The organism is Pseudomonas shirazica (assembly GCF_015168335.1).
Taxonomy (GTDB): Bacteria; Pseudomonadota; Gammaproteobacteria; order Pseudomonadales; family Pseudomonadaceae; genus Aquipseudomonas; species Aquipseudomonas asiatica.
Genome location: NZ_CP063456.1, coordinates 536762 through 553380 on the forward strand (window position 1 = coordinate 536762; position 16619 = coordinate 553380).

Sequence of the window (16619 nt, forward strand, 5' to 3'; positions counted from 1 at the left end):
CGGAAACGGGCGATAATCGAACGGAATGTTCTGGTTGGTTAATTGTTTTTCCTGTGCTGGCCTCTTCGCGGGCGAGCCCGCGAAGAGGCTGGTCCAGGCAACACAAAACAAAAAGCCCACCGCGAGGGTGGGCTTGATGCTTTGACAGCTTCAATCAGCTCTTCGGTGCTTCCACCGCTGCCTGCTGGTTGTTGGCCTGCCCGGTCTGCTCGTACCAACCACCGCCAAGCGCCTTGTACAGGTTGACCTCGCTGGTCAGCTGCGACAAGCGGTCGCCGATCAGTGCCTGCTGGGCGCTGAACAGGTTGCGCTGCGCGTCGAGGAAGGTCAGGTTGCTGTCGATACCGATGCGATAGCGGCGTTCGGCCAGGCGGTAGTAGTCCTGGTTCGCCTGCACCAGGTCGCGTTGCGCCTGCAGCTGCTCTTCGAAGGTCTTGCGCGCCGCCAGGCCATCGGAGACTTCCTGGAACGCGGTCTGGATGGTCTTTTCGTACTTGGCGACGTTGATGTCCTTCTGGATCTTCGAGTAGTCCAGGCTGGCCTTCAGGCTGCCGGCGTTGAAGATCGGCAGGTTGATCTGCGGCTGGAACAGCCAGGTGCCCTGGCCGCCCGAGAACAGGTGGCCCATGTCGGGGCTCAGGCTGCCGGCATTGGCGGTCAGGCTGATGCTCGGGAAGAACGCTGCGCGGGCCGCGCCAATGTTGGCATTGGCGGCCTTGAGCAGGTGCTCGGCTTCCTGGATGTCCGGGCGACGCTGGAGGATGTCCGACGGCAGGCCGGCCGGTACTTCGGCCAGTTGGTCGGCATTGAGCTCCAGCGGCTTGGCCAGGTCGGCGGGAATGCCGGTGCCCAGCAGCACGGTCAGGCTGTTGACGTCCTGGGCGACCAGGCGCTGGTACTGCGAGTACTTGACCCGGGCGCCTTCCACGGCGGTACGCGCCTGGCTGACGTCGAGTGCCGAGGCTACGCCGACTTCGTTGCTGCGACGGGTGAGGTTGTAGCTTTCCTCGTAGGTCTTCAGCGTTTCTTCGGTCAGCTTGAACAGCGCCTGGTCGGCCTGCCAGGTGTAGTAGGCGTTGGCCACGCTGGCCACCAGGCTGATCTGCGTGGAGCGACGCGCCTGTTCGCTGGACAGGTAGGTTTCCAGGGCCTGCTCGGTCAGGCTGCGTACGCGGCCGAACAGGTCCAGCTCATAGGCGCTGACGCCCAGGGTGGCCGAGTACTGGCTGGTGATGCCCGCTTCGCCCGTCTGCGACATGTTCGCCGGTACGCGCTGGCGGCTGCCGCTACCGTTGGCCGAAACCGCAGGGAACAGGTCGGCACGCTGGATGCGGTACTGCGCACGGTAGGCGTCGATGTTCAACGCGGCAACGCGCAGGTCGCGGTTGTTCACCAGCGCGGTCTGGATCAGCTGCTGCAGGGCCGGGTCGTGGAAGAACTGACGCCAGCCCTGTTCGGCGGCGGCAACCTCCGCCGACTGCGTCGGCGAGTAAGCCGGGCCTTGCGGCCACTGCGCAGCCACCGGCGATTCCGGGGTCTGGTAGTCAGGGATCAGCGAGCAGCCGCCAAGAATGAAAGCGGTTACTGCCAGGGACAACAAAGACTTGGTCATTGCCCAGCCTCATAACGTGGAGTTTCAGGGGTGACGTCTTTTTCCGGCTCTTTGCTGCCGAACAGTGACGACACTGCGACGAAGAACAGTGGTACCCAGAAGATAGCCAGCACGGTCGCACTGATCATGCCGCCGATCACGCCAGTACCGATGGCATGCTGGCTGCCGGCGCCGGCGCCGCTGGCGATAGTCAACGGTACCACGCCGAGGATGAACGCCAGCGAGGTCATGATGATCGGGCGCAGACGCATGCGGCACGCCTCGATCGCCGCGTCGTACAGGCTGCGGCCTTGCTCGTGCAGTTCCTTGGCGAACTCGACGATCAGAATGGCGTTTTTCGCCGCCAGGCCGATGGTGGTCAACAGGCCGACCAGGAAGTACACGTCGTTGGACAACCCGCGCAGGCTGGTGGCGATCAGGGCACCGATGATACCCAGCGGTACTACCAGTACCACGGCGATCGGGATCGACCAGCTTTCGTACAGGGCTGCCAGGCACAGGAACACGAACAGTACCGAGAGGGCGAACAGTGCCGGCATCTGCGAACCGGAGAGTTTTTCCTCGTAGGACATGCCGGTCCAGGAGAAGCCGATGCCGCTTGGCAGTTCGCCAGCAATGCGCTCGACCTCGGCCATGGCTTCACCGGTGCTGTAGCCCGGGGCCGGAGCACCGAGGATTTCCATTGCCTCGACGCCGTTGTAACGCGACAGCTTCGGCGAACCGTAGGTCCATTCGCCCTTGGCGAAGGAGGAGAACGGCACCATTTCGCCGGCGCCATTGCGCACGTACCACTTCTGCAGGTCTTCCGGGCTCATCCGCGCGTTCGGCTCGCCCTGGATATACACCTTCTTGACCCGGCCACGGTCGATGAAGTCGTTGACGTAGCTGGCACCCAAGGCAATCGACAGGGTGTTGTTGATGTCGGCGATGGTCACACCCAGGGCGCTGGCACGCTCGTCATCGATGGTCAGCTGGTACTGCGGCTCGTCGTTCAGGCCGTTCGGGCGCACGGCGCTGAGGATCTTGCTCTGCGCGGCCTTGGCCAGGAACTGGTTGCGCGCTTCCATCAGCTTGGTATGGCCGACACCGCCGCGGTCCTGCAGGAACACGTCGAAGCCGGTGGCGTTACCCAGTTCGAGCACCGCAGGCGGGGCAAAGGCGAACACCATCGCATCGCGGAAGGTGAAGAAGTGCTGCTGGGCGCGCTGGGCAAGGGCGAACACGCTGTTTTCCTTGGAGCGTTCATCCCACGGCTTGAGCATGATGAATGCCATACCCGAGCTCTGGCCACGGCCGGCGAAGTTGAAGCCGTTGACGGTGAACACCGAAGCCACGGTGTCGGCCTCTTCGCTGAGCAGGTACTCACGCATCTGGTCGACCACCACCTGGGTGCGCTCGGCACTGGAGCCGGCCGGGGTCTGTACCTGGGCGAACAATACGCCCTGGTCTTCTTCCGGCAGGAACGCGGTAGGGATGCGGGCGAACAGCCAGATCATGCCGATCACGATCAGCGCGTAGGCCAGCAGGAACGGTACCTTGTTGCGCAGGATGGTGCCCACGCTGCGCTCGTAGCCGGTTACGCTGCGGTCGAAGTTGCGGTTGAACCAGCCAAAGAAGCCGCGCTTGGCCACATGGTGCTCGCCCTTCTTCAGCGGCTTGAGCATGGTGGCGCACAGGGCCGGGGTGAAGATGAGCGCCACCAGCACCGACAGGCCCATGGCCGAGACGATGGTGATGGAGAACTGCCGGTAGATCACACCTGTGGAGCCGCCGAAGAACGCCATGGGCAGCAGTACCGCCGACAGCACCAGGGCGATACCCACCAGGGCACCCTGGATCTGCTCCATCGAGCGCTTGGTCGCTTCCTTGGGCGGCAAGCCTTCCTCGGACATCACCCGCTCGACGTTCTCCACCACGACGATGGCGTCGTCCACCAGCAAGCCGATGGCCAGGACCATGGCGAACATGGTCAGGGTGTTGATGCTGAAGCCGGCAGCGGCAAGGATGCCGAAGGTACCCAGCAACACAACCGGTACGGTCATGGTGGTGATGATGGTGGCGCGGAAGTTCTGCAGGAACAGGTACATCACCAGGAACACCAGGACCACGGCTTCGATCAGGGTGTGGATAACGCCACTGATCGATTCGGTGACCACCGGGGTGGTGTCATACGGGAATACCGCTTTCACCCCAGGCGGGAAGAACGGTTCCAGGTCGGCGATGGTCTGGCGCAGGGCCTTGGCGGTGTCCAGGGCGTTGGCACCGGTAGCCAGTTTAACTGCCAGGCCGGAGGCCGGCTTGCCGTTGAACTGGGCGCTGACGGCATAGTTTTCACCACCCAGGCCAACCTGGGCGACATCACCCAGACGCACCTGCGAACCGTCGCTGTTGACCTTGAGCAGGATTTTCTCGAACTGCTCGGCAGTCTGCAGGCGGGTCTTGCCGATGATGGTAGCGTTCAGCTGGGTACCCGGCATGGCCGGCAGGCCGCCGAGCTGGCCGGAGGATACCTGCACGTTCTGCGCGGCCACGGCGGTCTTGACGTCGACCGGGGTCAGCTGGAACTTGTTCAGCTTGGCCGGATCGAGCCAGATACGCATGGCGTACTGCGCACCGAACACCTGGAAGTCACCCACACCCGCGGTACGCGAGATCGGGTCCTGCATGTTGGAGACGATGTAGTTGGCCAGGTCGTCCTTGGTCATGCTGCCGTCTTCGGACACCAGGCCGATCACCAGAAGGAAGTTCTTCACTGCCTTGGTGACGCGGATACCTTGCTGCTGCACTTCCTGCGGCAGCAGCGGGGTAGCCAGGTTCAGCTTGTTCTGCACCTGCACCTGCGCGGTGTCTGGGTTGGTGCCCTGCTCGAAGGTGGCGGTAATGGTCATGCTGCCGTCAGAGTTACTTTCCGACGACACATAACGCAGGTTGTCGATACCGTTGAGCTGCTGCTCGATCACCTGTACCACGGTGTCCTGTACGGTTTGCGCCGAGGCGCCCGGGTAGGTCACGGCGATGGCGATGGCCGGCGGCGCGATGCTGGGGTACTGGTTGATCGGCAGCTTCAGGATCGACAAGGCGCCGACCAGCATGATCACCAGGGCGATCACCCAGGCGAAGATCGGGCGATCGATAAAGAACTTCGACATGGTTTACTCCGCTTTGGCGTCTGCTTTCGCCGCGTTGGCCTGAACAGGGCTGGCCGGCTTCTTGACGTTGGTGGCTTCGCTGACCTTGACCTCGACGCCCGGGCGCACGTACTGCAGCCCTTCGGTGATCAGGCGGTCACCCGGGTTCAGGCCTTCCTCGATCAGCCAGTCGCTGCCCAGGGTACGGTTGGCCTTGAGCTGGCGCAGTTCGACCTTGTTCTCCTGGTTGACCACCAGTGCGGTCGGCGCGCCTTTCAGGTCGCGGGTCACGCCCTGTTGTGGGGCCAGGATGGCGTTGGCGTTGACCCCGGCCTTGAGCCGCGCATGCACGAACATGCCTGGCAGCAGGGTGTGATCGGGGTTGGGGAAGAGGGCGCGCAGGGTGACCGAGCCGGTGGTCTCGTCGACCGCGACTTCGGAGAACTCCAGGCGGCCTTCCTGCTTGAACAGGCTGCCGTCTTCCAGCACCAGCTGCACCGAGGCGGCGTTGTCGCCGGCCTTCTGCAGCTGGCCGCTTTCCAGGTCACGGCGCAGCTTGAGGAGTTCGGCGGTGGACTGGGTGACGTCGACGTAGATCGGGTCGAGTTGCTGGATGGTGGCCATGGCGTTGGCCTGGCCATTGCTCACCAGTGCACCTTCGGTGAACGAAGAACGGCCGATACGGCCGCTGATCGGTGCCAGGACCTTGGTGTAGCGCAGGTCGATCTGCGCGCTTTTGAGCGAAGCCTCGGCCTGCAATCGTTTGGCATTGGCGTCGTCGTATTCCTGCTTGGAGACAGCCTGTTCGTCGATCAGCTGCTTGTAGCGCTCGGCCAGCGAGCGGGTGGCCTGCAGGTTGGCCTGGGCATTGGCCAGGTTGGCTTCGTACACGGCAGGGTCGATCTGGTACAGCTGCTGGCCTTCCTTGACCTCACTGCCTTCCTTGAACAGGCGCTTGAGGATGATGCCGTTGACCTGCGGGCGCACTTCGGCGACGCGGTAGGCAGTGGTACGCCCCGGCAATTCCGAGGTCAGGGTGAAGGCTTGGGGCTGGATGGTCACGACGCCGACCTGAGGAGCCTGCGCCGCTGGCGCTGCTTCTTCTTTCTTACAGCCACTGAGCAGGGTTGCCAGGGCGACGGCGGAAACCAGAGCGGTAACGGCTGGCTTGAATTGCATGAGGATCCTCGGGTCGCTGGAGCTGGGAGACGCTCAAGAGTAATGGAAGAGTCTTGATCTGGAAAAATTGCTATCCGGTGGATAAATAGCTTGCTAAGGAATATACTTACATTCATGGTTGTTTGTAAATACCGCTGGGTTGTACTCGGGTACTGCCACAGCTCTTGATTAGCTCCCCCGCGAGGCACCCTGCAGAGGTGCCCCCGGAGTGTTCCCCGCACGCGCCGCGCGTTCGGGGCAGATGAGGTTTGTACTGCCATGGTCCGTCGAACCAAAGAAGAAGCCCAGGAAACCCGCGCCCAGATCATCGAGGCGGCGGAAAAGGCCTTCTACAAGCGCGGGGTTGCGCGAACCACCCTGGCCGACATCGCCGAACTGGCGGGTGTGACGCGAGGAGCGATCTACTGGCATTTCAACAACAAGGCCGAGTTGGTGCAGGCGTTGCTCGACAGCCTGCATGAAACCCATGACCACCTGGCGCGGGCGAGCGAAAGCGAGGACGAAGTGGACCCGCTTGGCTGCATGCGCAAGCTGTTGCTGCAAGTGTTCAACGAGCTGGTGCTCGATGCCCGAACCAGGCGTATCAACGAAATCCTGCATCACAAGTGCGAGTTCACCGATGACATGTGTGAAATTCGCCAGCAGCGCCAGGCTGCTGTGCTGGATTGCCACAAGGGCATCACCCTGGCGTTGGCCAATGCCGTGCGCCGGGGCCAGTTGCCAGGCGAGCTTGATGTCGAGCGCGCGGCGGTGGCCATGTTCGCCTATGTCGATGGCCTGATCGGGCGCTGGCTGTTGCTGCCTGACAGTGTCGATTTGTTGAAGGATGTCGAAAAATGGGTCGACACCGGGCTGGATATGCTGCGCTTGAGCCCGGCTCTGCGCAAATGACACTTTGTTAAGGATTGTGAGGGAGTGTTACCCCTTTGTGTTAAGGGGGGATTAATGCTTCCGGATGACCTTGAACAAATCACAGATCCTGTGGGAGCGGCCTTGTGTCGCGATAGGGCTGCGCAGCAGCCCCGGCAATTTGTGCATCACTGCTGAAATCCTGGGGCCGCGTCGCGGCCCTTTCGCGACACAAGGCCGCTCCCACAGAGATCGCGTAGCTTCTAGCGTCCGCGCAGTTGCCGGTCGGGCAATGCAAACGCTGCAAACAGTCCCAGCACGGCTACCCCGGCACTCCCCATCAACAACTGCCGGAACGTCTCGAGCAACCGCCCCTGTGTCACCAGGTCCACTTCACCGGCCTTCAGGCTCCCCAGCAACGGATTACCCAGCGACTCGAACCCGCCCTGGTGCAGCAGCGCCAGCAGCAGGCTGGACATGCACGCCACCCCCATGGCCCCACCTAGCGAGCGGAACAGGTTGGTGGTGCTGGTGGCCACGCCGATGTCCTTGCTGTCCACCGCGCTTTGTGTGCCTACCAGCGAGGTCGGAAACTGCAGCCCGCAAGCGATGCCGGTCAGCAGCATGAACAGTGCACTGAGCAAGACCGACTGCGGCGGGGTCAGCGCCATGGCGAAAATGGCCAGTGGCATCAGCAGTGCGCCGGCCAGAATCTGCGGCTTGTAGCGCCCGGTCAGACTAGTCATGCGCCCGCCGGTGAAGGCACCCATGGGCAGCCCCATCACCAGCGGCAGGAGGTGCAGGGCAGCACTGTCGGCGCCGGCACCGGTGATGCCCTGGTAGCGCAACGGCATAAGCATGGTCAGGGAGATCGACTGGAAGCTTGCGAAGAAGATCACGCCCCAGCACAGCACCGCCACGCGATTGCCGAACAGGCCGAGCGGCAGCAGCGGCTCCGGGCAGCGGCGCTCATGGGCGATGAACAGCATCAAGCCCAGCGCGGCGCAGGCGAACAAGGCCAGCACGGCCTGGTCGACCCAGGCGTGGCCCTGGCCGACCAGGGTAATGCCCAGCAACAGGCTACCCAGGCCGAGAATCAGCAAAACGGCACCCAGGTAATCCACCTGCGCCTCGCGGCGCTGCACCGGCATGCCGCCGAGGGCGCGGCGGATCGCCCACAGTGCAACCAGCCCCAGCGGCAGGTTGATCCAGAACACCCAGCGCCATGACAGGTATTCGGTCAACCAGCCGCCCAGCACCGGGCCGGCGACACTGGCCACCGCGTACATGCTGCTGAAGTATCCCTGGTAGCGGCCGCGCTCTCGTGGGGGTACGAAGTCGCCGATGATCGCCTGGCTCACCGAGACCATGCCACCGGCACCGATGCCCTGCAGTACCCGGGCCAGCACCAGCTGTTGCATGTCCTGGGCCAGGGCGCAGGCGATCGAGGCCAGGGTGAACAGGCTGATGCCGGTGAGGATCATCCTGCGCCGCCCGTACAGGTCGCCCAGCTTGCCGTAGATCGGCACGGCCACGGTCATCGCCACCATGTAGCCGGAGATGACCCAGGCCAGCAGGCCGACATCGTTGAACTGCGCCGAGATCGCCGGCAGGGAGACGGCAACGATGGTCTGGTCCAGGGCGCCGAGGAAGATCGCCAGCATCAGGGCGGTGAGCACGTTGCGCAGGGTGGTGGGGGGCAGGGCGGCGGTCACGGGGATACCTTGTTTATCGGTTGAGGCCTCTTCGCGGGCACGCCCGCTCCCACAGGTACAACACAGGGCTTGAAGGCTGTGGTGTACCTGTGGGAGCGGGCGTGCCCGCGAAGGGGCCCCGAAATTGTAACCTGAGTTAGGTAGCTTCCTATCCACTATCTGCATCCCCTATGCAAGATCGGCATTGGCGCATTCGTTCAGTGCTGCATGGCTGCGTGATATCGTTGGTATGCCACAGAGGCTGAAAATCGGGGCTTTGCACCACCTTGGTGCAACATTATGCCGCAGGTTTTTGCGCCGCTGTCTCCCACACCTTTTATTCCTCTGCCTGCATGTCGAGCATGACCGCCCAGATGGCGACGGTTGGAACAGGCCAGGTAGACCCGATTACAGGGGTCGGTAGTTACCGTTCGAATTTCAACTTATTTTGCGGAGTGATCATGCCCAAGGCTTCCCATCAAGATCTGCGTTTTGCCTTCCGCGAGCTGCTCGCTTCAGGTTCCTGTTATCACACCGCATCGGTGTTCGACCCGATGTCGGCACGCATTGCCGCAGACCTGGGCTTCGAGGTCGGCATCCTCGGTGGCTCCGTCGCTTCGCTGCAGGTACTGGCTGCACCGGACTTCGCCCTGATCACCCTCAGCGAGTTCGTCGAGCAGGCCACCCGTATTGGTCGTGTGGCACAACTGCCGGTGCTGGCTGACGCCGACCATGGCTATGGCAACGCGCTGAACGTCATGCGCACGGTCATCGAACTGGAGCGCGCCGGCGTGGCTGCGCTGACCATCGAGGACACCCTGCTGCCTGCCCAGTTCGGGCGCAAGTCCACCGACCTGATCCCGGTTGAAGAGGGCGTAGGCAAGATCCGTGCGGCGCTGGAGGCTCGGGTCGATTCGTCGCTGTCGATCATTGCCCGGACCAACGCTGGCGTGCTCACCACCGAAGAAATCATCGTGCGTACCCAGAGCTACCAGAAGGCCGGAGCCGATGGCATCTGCATGGTGGGGGTGAAGGACTTCGAGCAACTCGAGCAGATTGCCGAGCACCTGACGGTGCCATTGATGCTGGTGACCTACGGCAACCCGAACCTGCGTGACGACGAGCGCCTGGCACGCCTGGGCGTGCGCATCGTCGTCGATGGTCACGCGGCCTACTTTGCCGCCATCAAGGCCACCTACGATTGCCTGCGGCTGCAGCGCGGCCAGCAGAACAAGTCGGAAAACCTCAGCGCCACCGAACTCTCGCACACCTACACCCAGCCCGAGGACTACATCCGCTGGGCCAAGGAGTACATGAGCGTCGAGGAGTGACAGTGCCATTCCTGTAGGAGCGGCCTTACAAGTCCTGATCCCACTCCGGTTCGTCCTTGAACCGCTGCACAAGAAAATCCAGCATGCTGCGCAAGGTCGCCGGCATGTGCTTGCGTGAGGTGTATACCGCATTCAGGTTCAGCTCGCGTGGCCTGGCTTCGGGCAGCAGGCGCACCAGTTCACCCCGGCGCAGGGCCTGCGCGGCCTGGTAGGTCGGCAGCATGGCGATACCTGCGCCGGCCAGCGCCGCCTTCTGCAGTGTCATCGCCTCGTTGGCACTGATGTTCCCCGCCACTGGCACGGCGACTTGCTGGCCGGCTACCTCGAAATGCCACAGGCTGTGGCCGAAGTAGGCATGTGTCAGGCAGTTGTGCCGGCTCAGTTCCTCGACCCGTTGCGGCGTGCCGTGCTCGCGCAGGTAGGCCGGTGCCGCACACACAGCCGAGCGGCATACGCTCAGGCGCCGGGCGATCAGGTTGGGGTCCAGGTCATTGCTGGTGCGTATGGCCAGGTCGATGCGCTCGTCCACCAGGTTGACCGTGCGATCGAGCATCTGTAGTTCCACCTTCACCCCAGGGTAGCGTCGGACGTAATCGGCCACAGCATCCACCAGTTGGGCCTGGCCGAATGAGGTGCTGACGCTGATGCGCAGCGCGCCCTTGGGCGCGTCATCCGGCTGCTGCACCGCGGCCTGCAGGTCGCCAGCCAATTCCAGCAATTGCCGGCAGCGGGGCAGGGTTTCCTGGCCGGCGGCGGTGAGGCTGAGCTTGCGTGTGGTGCGCTGCATCAGCCGTGCGCCAACCCAGTCTTCCAGCTCTGCCAGGTAGCGCGAAACCACCGGCCGGGACAGTTGCAGATGATCCGCCGCCGCCGACTGGCTGCCCAGGTCGACGACGGTGACGAAAACGCGCATGGCGTTGAGACGGTCCATGATTTGCCCGGTTTCAGAAACAAACTATGTTCGAGCATCGCATTTTTTGTCACGGATTAGGCAACTAGGCTGTTGGGCATTGTTCATCTGACGGGCGTTTGCGATGTCTCTTTTCACTCCTCTGCGTGGCCTGCTGCTGGCCTGTGTGACCCTGGCCGGCCCGGCGCTGGCTGCCGACCCCTTGCGGCTGGAGGTTTACAACCCCGGGCATGAGGCGATCTTCCCGGTCAGTTCGGTGATCGTCAGCGGCGAGCACGACGCCATCCTCGTCGATGCCCAGTTCGGCAAGGCCCAGGCCGAGCAGCTGGTGCAGCGCCTGCGGGCAGGCGGCAAGCAGCTGACCACTATCTACATCAGCCATGGCGACCCGGACTACTACTTCGGCCTGGATACCCTGACCCAGGCCTTCCCGGACGCCAAGGTGCTGGCGTCGGCCGCCACGGTTGCCCATATCCGCCAGACCAAGGATGCCAAGCTGGCCTACTGGGGCCCGCAGATGGGCGCGGACAAGCCGGCGCGGCTGGTGCTGCCACAGGTGCTCGAAGGCAACCGCCTGACGCTGGAAGGGCAGGACCTTGAGGTGGTCGGCCTCGACGGCTCGCAACCTGACCGCAGTTTTGTGTGGATCCCGTCGATCAAGGCGGTGGTCGGTGGCGTGGTGGTGTCGGAGAACATTCATGTGTGGATGGCCGACACGCAAACGACCAAGTCCCACGCCGACTGGCTCGGCACCCTGGCGCACATCGAAGCGCTGGCGCCGCGTACGGTCATCCCCGGACATTACCTGGGGGGCAGCAGTCGATCGCTGGAGGCCGTGCATTTCACGGCGAACTACATTCGTGACTTCGATGCCGAGACCGCCCAGGCGAAAGACGCCGGTGCGTTGATCGCGGCGATGAAGCGACGTTACCCGAGCCTGGCCGATGAAAGCTCGCTGGAGCTGGGGGCCAAGGTCGCCAAGGGCGAGATGAAGTGGTAGTTCCGTTCAACTGATGGAGAGTATCCCATGAGCAAGATTGCAATCATCGGTGCCACCGGCCGCGCTGGCAGCCAGTTGCTGGAGGAGGCCCTACGCCGTGGTCACAGTGTGCTGGCCATCGCCCGCGACCCGTCGCGGTTGCAGGGGCGGGAGGGGGTGACCGTCAAGGCGCTGGATGCCAAGGACAGCGCAGCCCTGCAAGCGGCGGTCGCGGGTGTGGATGCGGTGCTGAGTGCGGCGCATTTCTCGACCATCGAGCCACACGCCATCATCGAGCCGGTCAAGCGGGCTAGGGTTAGGCGCCTGCTGGTGGTAGGTGGGGCCGGCAGCCTGTTGCTGCCGTCTGGGCATCGGGTGATCGACAGCCCGGACTTCCCCGAGGCATACAAGGCCGAGGCCACTGCCGGGGTGCGTTTTCTGGAAGCGTTGCAACGGGAGCCGAACCTGGACTGGACCTTCCTGTCGCCGTCGGCGGAGTTCGTTGAAGGTGAGCGCAGCGGGCATTACAAGCTGGGCAAGGATCATCTGTTGATCGGCGCGGATGGCAAGAGCTGGATCACCTTTGCCGATTACGCGATTGCCATGCTCGACGAACTGGAAAAGCCGGCGCATTCGCGGCAGCGTTTCACTGTCGGCTATTGAGTCGCCTGCTTCGCGGGCGTGCCCGCGAAGAGGCCCTCACTGGCTGGCCTGGTGTTCCAGCCAATCCAGCAACTCCCCCAACCCCGCCGGCAAGCTCTTGGCCTGGCTCACCAGGTAATACCCCTTGCCGGTCATCACCTTCAGCGCAAACGGCATGCACAACCGCCCCCCGCGCAAGTCATCGCCGATCAGCGACCAGTCGCCGATGGCCACACCGGTGCCCTGCGAGGCCATGGCCATTGCCATGTCCAGCGTCTCGAAATGCTGCTTCGGGCCTTGAATGGCCAGCGTTGCCCCGGCTGCCTGCAGCCACAACCGCCAGTCATGCTCATTCCGCGAGGGGTGCAGCAGCATGTGTCGCGCCAGGTCCTCGACCTGCTGCAACGGCACCGGCCCCTCGCGCAGTGACGGCGCGCAAACCGGCGTCAGCTGCTCATCGAACAGCTTGCGCACGCGCAGCCCGTGGTTCGGCGCATCGCCATACACCACCGCCGCATCGAAACCCTCGCGGCGAAAGTCAACTCCATGTTGCACCGTGGTGGTCAGCTCCACCGGTACATCCGGGCGTAGCGCCTGCCATTCCATCAGGCGTGGCAGCAGCCAGCGCATCACGCAGGTCGGTGCCTTGAGCTGCAAGGTAGTGCTGCGCCCACCCACCTCGCGCACCCCTTGTTCAATCAGCGCAAATACCTGTTGCACCCTTGGCAGCCAGTCCTGGCCTTCACGGGTCAGGCTCAACCCACGGGCCTGGCGCTGGAACAAGGCATAGCCCAGATGCTCTTCGAGGGCCGCGATCTGCCGGCTGACGGCGCCCTGGGTGATATGCAACTGCTGCCCGGCACGGGTGAAATTGCAGTGCTGGGCAGTGACCAGGAAGGTATGCAGGGCGGGCAGGGGCGGGAGGCGTTTCATTGTGCTGAGCCATGATTGCAGGACATGGCTAGTATGTGTTTTTTTGCATTGTGGCGATAGCCGTGGCTGGGTCCAATAGGGGCATAACCCAACCAAGATTCACGGTGAAACCCAATGGCGACCTGCGGCGAAGTACTGGTAAAACTCCTTGAAGGCTATGGTGTTGACCATGTCTTCGGCATTCCTGGTGTACATACCGTGGAGCTCTACCGCGGCCTGGCGGGTTCGTCCATCCGCCATGTCACCCCGCGCCACGAGCAGGGTGCCGGGTTCATGGCCGACGGCTATGCGCGGACCCGTGGTAAACCGGGGGTGTGCTTCATCATCACCGGCCCGGGGATGACCAACATCACCACCGCCATGGGCCAGGCCTATGCCGACTCGATCCCGATGCTGGTGATTTCCAGCGTGCAATCCCGCGACCAGCTGGGCGGTGGCCGTGGCAAGCTGCATGAGTTGCCCAACCAGGCCGCGCTGGTGTCGGGTGTGGCGGCGTTTTCCCACACCCTGATGAGTGCCGATGACCTGCCGCAGGTGCTGGCTCGGGCATTCGCCGTGTTCGAAGGCGCCCGACCGCGCCCGGTGCATATCGAGATCCCGCTCGACGTGCTGGTCGAACCGGCCGATCACCTGCTGCCGGGGCGCGTGGTGCGCAGTAGCCGGGCAGGGGCAGCGCCGCAGGCCGTGGCGCAGATGGCCGAGCGCCTGGCCAATGCAAGGCGGCCATTGATCCTGGCCGGGGGTGGTGCATTGGCCGCGGGCGCTGCGCTGGCGCGCCTGGCCGAACAGCTGCAGGCGCCGGTGGCGCTGACCATCAATGCCAAGGGGCTGCTGCCGGCCAGCCACCCCCTGCAGATCGGCTCGACCCAGTCACTGCCAGCCACACGGGCGCTGGTGGCCGAGGCCGATGTGGTGCTGGCGATCGGCACCGAACTGGCCGAAACAGACTATGACGTCACCTTCAAAGGTGGTTTCGAGATCCCGGGCAGCCTGTTGCGCATCGACATCGACCCGGACCAGACCGTGCGCAATTACCTGCCGGCGCTGTCGCTGGTGGCCGATGCCGAACTGGCCGCCGAGGCGCTGCTCGGTGCCTTGCAGGCGCTGCCGCAATCCGTGCGTGAGAGCACGTGGGGCGAGGCCCGGGTGGCCAAGCTGCGCCAGGCACTGGCGGCGGGTTGGGACCAGCCGACCTTGAGCCAGACGCGTCTGCTGAGTGCGATTCTCGAGCGTCTGCCCAATGCCATTCTGGTGGGCGATTCGACCCAGCCGGTGTACACCGGCAACCTGACCCTGGACATGGACCAGCCACGCCGTTGGTTTAACGCATCGACCGGCTACGGCACCTTGGGTTACGCATTGCCGGCGGCCATGGGCGCCTGGCTGGGCAGCGCGGAGCAGGTCGGTGAGCGTGCCCCTGCGGTGTGCCTGATTGGTGATGGCGGTTTGCAGTTCACCTTGCCGGAGCTGGCCAGCGCGGTGGAAGCGCAGGTGCCGCTGATCGTGCTGCTGTGGAACAACCAGGGGTACGAGGAAATCAAGAAGTACATGGTCAACCGGGCTATCGAGCCGGTCGGGGTGGATATACATACGCCGGACTTCATCGGTGTGGCGCGGGCCCTGGGCGCGGCGGCGGAGCAGGTGGCAGATGTGGCGCAGCTGCAGGTGGCGTTGGGGCAGGCAGTGGAGCGCAAGGGGCCGACTTTGATCCAGGTTGACCAGAATCAGTGGCAGGGGGCTGTGTCGGGTTGAAGTAAATCTATTGCCAGTATCGGCCCTTTCGCGGGCTTGCCCGCTCCCACAGGTTTTTGCACAGGCTTTGAGTATTGTGCTGTACCTGTGGGAGCGGGCGAGCCCGCGAAAGGGCCGGTACTGCCGTTCAAAACTTCAGCCAGCAGTCGCCCGCAATCTGGCCACATCACGAATCGGCGGCGCGCCATACAGCCGGCTGTATTCACGGCTGAACTGTGACGGGCTTTCATACCCCACCCGGTAGGCCGCCACCGCTGCCTCGAGGCCGTCATTGAGCATCAATCGCCGCGCCTCCTGCAGGCGCAGTTGCTTCTGGTACTGCAACGGGCTCATCGACGTCACGGCCTTGAACCGGTGGTGCAAGGTCGAGGTGCTGAGGTTGACTTCACGCGCCAGATCCTCGATGCGCAAAGGCCGCTGGTAGTTCTGGTTGAGCCAGGTGATGGCCTGACAAACGCGGTGGGTCTGGCTGTTGGCCAAGGCAATTTCGTACAACCGATAGCCCTGCGGCCCTCGCAGCAGACGGTACAGAATCTCCCGGCGGAACAGCGGCGCCAGCATCGCGATGTCGCGCGGGGTGTCCAGCAGGCGTATCAGCCGCAGCAAGGCGTCGAGCAACGCGGCGTCGGTTCTCTCCACATACAAGCCACGACCGGAAGGCCGGTTGGGCACCAGCATCGGCCCGCTTTCGGCGATCAGTTGGCTTATTTCGGCTGGGTCCAGGTCCATGCGCAGGCCAAGGCTCGGGTGCTCGGGGCTGGCGTCGAGCTTTACGCCGCTAAGCGGCAAGGTTACCGAGACCACCATGTAGTGCAGCGGGTCGTAGGCGTACTGCTCGTCACCCAGGAACAGGCTTTTGCTGCCCTGGGCGAGGATGCACAGCGCGGGTTGCGCCAGGGTCGGTACCGAGCGCACGTTTTCGGTGTAGCGCACCAGGTACAGGTCATCGATGGCCGATGCCGGGCCATGAGGCTCCCCGGCGTGGCGGCGGATCAGCTCGGCCAGCTCCTGGCGTTGCAGTTCCAGGCTTGGGTCGATGGACGTGGCGATAGTCATGATGGCTTTCCTCTGCTGACCGACGCAGCATAGGTTTGGGCAATGGCGGGCGCTAGTCAAAAGCTGCACGCCGATTGCCTGATCCTGCCGCGCTGCAGGATCAGGCAATCGGCGTGCAGTAATGGCCTAACGCGTCGCGCGGGCGAGGCCCTAACCTTGGCAGCCTGGCTTTTTCGTCCGCCTGCTTCAAGGAGATTGTGCAATGACCCCGACACAACCGGTCACCCACCTTGCTTTCATCCGTGCCAGCAGCGGGCGCTCGGCGGAGCTGGGCGCGCGCCTGCGTGACCTGCTCGAGCCCTCGTTGCGGGCACCGGGCTGCCTGAGTTTTTCGGTGCAGCGTTCGCAGGCTGATGCCGATTTATGGTTGCTCAGTGGCAGCTGGCAAGACCAGCAGGCGATGAGTGGCTATTTTGCTTCGCCAACGCTGGAAGTGTTTGGTGAGTTGGTACAGGCGCAGGTGGTCAGCAGCCTGGATCTGCATACCTTTGATTGAGGTGTTGCCTATTCTGGCCTCATCGCCGGCAAGCCAGCTCCCACAGGTTTATCGCAGG

The 16619-nt window shown here is 63.6% G+C and carries 13 protein-coding genes; 6 read left to right on the forward strand and 7 right to left on the reverse strand.

Translation table 11 applies throughout. From position 1 onward, the window contains the following. Positions 1 to 154: 154 nt before the first annotated feature. Genes IMX18_RS02475 through ttgA form a run of 3 tightly spaced genes read right to left on the reverse strand, consistent with a single transcriptional unit; the run spans position 155 to position 5919 of the window. Positions 155 to 1612 carry an AdeC/AdeK/OprM family multidrug efflux complex outer membrane factor gene (locus IMX18_RS02475; protein WP_013974037.1) on the reverse strand — a complete coding sequence of 486 codons (1458 nt, stop codon included), beginning with the start codon at positions 1610 to 1612 and terminating at the stop codon, positions 155 to 157. Beyond that, on the reverse strand, positions 1609 to 4761 hold the full coding sequence (gene ttgB, locus IMX18_RS02480) for a multidrug efflux RND transporter permease subunit TtgB (RefSeq protein WP_217190085.1): 3153 nt from the start codon (positions 4759 to 4761) through the stop codon (positions 1609 to 1611). Before ttgB ends, IMX18_RS02475 begins: the two co-directional genes overlap by 4 nt. Positions 4762 to 4764: 3 nt before the next feature. Continuing rightward, complete coding sequence (gene ttgA, locus IMX18_RS02485) at positions 4765 to 5919, reverse strand: toluene efflux RND transporter periplasmic adaptor subunit TtgA (protein WP_013974035.1); 1155 nt, start codon at positions 5917 to 5919, stop codon at positions 4765 to 4767. Between the two features lie 258 nt (positions 5920 to 6177). Between ttgA and ttgR the strand changes: the two genes are divergently transcribed. Next, complete coding sequence (ttgR, locus tag IMX18_RS02490; RefSeq protein ID WP_013974034.1) at positions 6178 to 6810, forward strand: efflux transport transcriptional regulator TtgR; 633 nt, start codon at positions 6178 to 6180, stop codon at positions 6808 to 6810. Between the two features lie 221 nt (positions 6811 to 7031). Here the strand turns inward: ttgR and IMX18_RS02495 are convergent, their stop codons facing one another. Beyond that, complete coding sequence (locus tag IMX18_RS02495) at positions 7032 to 8483, reverse strand: MDR family MFS transporter (RefSeq protein ID WP_054571990.1); 1452 nt, start codon at positions 8481 to 8483, stop codon at positions 7032 to 7034. Positions 8484 to 8923: 440 nt separating this feature from the next. On the opposite strand from IMX18_RS02495, the gene IMX18_RS02500 reads away from it, so the two are divergent. After that, positions 8924 to 9793, forward strand: coding sequence for an isocitrate lyase/PEP mutase family protein (locus tag IMX18_RS02500; protein WP_003259571.1), 870 nt, complete (start codon positions 8924 to 8926; stop codon positions 9791 to 9793). A gap of 25 nt (positions 9794 to 9818) precedes the next feature. Here the strand turns inward: IMX18_RS02500 and IMX18_RS02505 are convergent, their stop codons facing one another. Next, a complete protein-coding gene (locus tag IMX18_RS02505; protein WP_015271643.1) occupies positions 9819 to 10724 on the reverse strand; it encodes a LysR family transcriptional regulator in 906 nt (301 codons plus the stop codon). Between the two features lie 103 nt (positions 10725 to 10827). Between IMX18_RS02505 and IMX18_RS02510 the strand changes: the two genes are divergently transcribed. Together IMX18_RS02510 and IMX18_RS02515 are read left to right on the forward strand one after the other, a co-directional pair. Further along, a complete protein-coding gene (locus IMX18_RS02510; protein ID WP_054571989.1) occupies positions 10828 to 11703 on the forward strand; it encodes an MBL fold metallo-hydrolase in 876 nt (291 codons plus the stop codon). A gap of 27 nt (positions 11704 to 11730) precedes the next feature. Then, complete coding sequence (locus IMX18_RS02515; RefSeq protein ID WP_015271641.1) at positions 11731 to 12345, forward strand: NAD(P)-dependent oxidoreductase; 615 nt, start codon at positions 11731 to 11733, stop codon at positions 12343 to 12345. 36 nt (positions 12346 to 12381) lie between these two features. On the opposite strand, the gene IMX18_RS02520 is transcribed toward IMX18_RS02515, so the two are convergent. Beyond that, positions 12382 to 13257: a LysR substrate-binding domain-containing protein gene (locus tag IMX18_RS02520; protein WP_015271640.1), complete on the reverse strand. Its 876-nt coding sequence runs from the start codon at positions 13255 to 13257 to the stop codon at positions 12382 to 12384. Between the two features lie 114 nt (positions 13258 to 13371). Here IMX18_RS02520 and IMX18_RS02525 point away from each other — a divergent pair, with 114 nt between their 5' ends. After that, the gene (locus tag IMX18_RS02525) at positions 13372 to 15009 is read left to right on the forward strand and encodes a 5-guanidino-2-oxopentanoate decarboxylase (RefSeq protein WP_061303736.1); all 1638 of its coding nucleotides are present in this window, start codon (positions 13372 to 13374) and stop codon (positions 15007 to 15009) included. 135 nt (positions 15010 to 15144) lie between these two features. Here IMX18_RS02525 and IMX18_RS02530 read toward each other — a convergent pair whose 3' ends face one another. After that, complete coding sequence (locus tag IMX18_RS02530) at positions 15145 to 16065, reverse strand: AraC family transcriptional regulator (protein ID WP_003258430.1); 921 nt, start codon at positions 16063 to 16065, stop codon at positions 15145 to 15147. A gap of 202 nt (positions 16066 to 16267) precedes the next feature. Between IMX18_RS02530 and IMX18_RS02535 the strand changes: the two genes are divergently transcribed. Next, positions 16268 to 16561, forward strand: a complete 294-nt coding sequence (locus IMX18_RS02535) for a putative quinol monooxygenase (RefSeq protein WP_015271638.1) — start codon at positions 16268 to 16270, stop codon at positions 16559 to 16561. Positions 16562 to 16619: the final 58 nt, after the last annotated feature.